General features: G+C 28.1%; 1 pseudogene. It reads right to left on the reverse strand.

The features are described 5' to 3' along the window. Window positions 1-562, reverse strand: a pseudogene (locus ACOTVC_RS09025) (hypothetical protein); the annotation flags it as partial.

The raw sequence follows: 562 nt of genomic DNA on the forward strand, positions 1-562 counted from the left end.
AAATCTATATTTTTTTCTCCCTTTTTCCCTTTTCTAAAATCAGTCACCACAAAGCCCTTATCTTCTAAAGGCACAGGATCAAAGTGTAATGTTTCATTTTTATCTAAAGATGCTAATCTTGGTATTAAAACATAAATTCCTTTTTTAAAGCATTTATCAAAAAATTCTGCTCCAACTTCAGCTATGCCATTATTTACTTCAAAGCCATCACCGCATCCTAATTCTTTATTTAAACTTTTATCTTTATTGTCTTTACTTGTATAAACATCGTAAAAGATATCATAGTCTTTAAAATTATCTGTATTTCTTGATAAAGGTTTATCTTTTCTTTCTTTATAGGCATCATTTAGCGTATTAATATTATTCTCACCAAAATAAGCATTGATTGTATTATTTCCATATTCATCGTTGCTAAATAATACTTCTTTATCCTTTATTATTTTATCTCTTACTTCTTCTCTTGCTTTTATTTGGTTTTGCTCTGAAGTTTTATCAATACCTATAGTTTTTCCATCCTCGTCTATAAGATAAACTTCGGACTCGCCCTTTTTTTTCACTTCTT

The sequence above is a fragment of the Campylobacter sp. GB48 genome, assembly GCF_049221845.1.
Lineage (GTDB): Bacteria > Campylobacterota > Campylobacteria > Campylobacterales > Campylobacteraceae > Campylobacter_D > Campylobacter_D lari_C.